The following is a 355-nucleotide window of genomic DNA, read 5'->3' on the forward strand; positions in this document are numbered from 1 at the left end:
TGGCTCCTGGCTCCACCAACAACTTTTCCTTCGGGAAAATGTTGAACATTGCACTTTGAAAACTGGATAACGAAAGAAAAGAATTGCTGAAACATCCTTTAGCTGGATTGATTTATGTTAGCGAAAGGTGTTCGAGATTGTCTCGACATTTTTTCATTTGATTCTTACCTTTGCATCCTTATTGGATCAAAGGAATCAAATGAAAACGGTGAGCAAGCCGAATCACCTGAGCATTGGTTAAGCTATTAAGAGCGCACGGAGGATGCCTAGGCACCAGGAGCCGAAGAAGGACGTGGCGAACAACGATACCGCCTCGGGGAGCCGTAAGCAGGCTTTGATCCGGGGATTTCCGAAT

Annotated in this window: 1 rRNA gene; it reads left to right on the forward strand. The window is 45.4% G+C overall.

Going from position 1 to position 355, the window contains the following annotated elements:
• Nucleotides 1-235: 235 nt before the first annotated feature.
• Nucleotides 236-355, forward strand: a 23S ribosomal RNA gene (locus AB4Z33_RS31250); the annotation flags it as partial.

The sequence above is a fragment of the Paenibacillus sp. 2TAB19 genome (assembly GCF_052115185.1).
Classification (GTDB): Bacteria; Bacillota; Bacilli; order Paenibacillales; family Paenibacillaceae; genus Pristimantibacillus.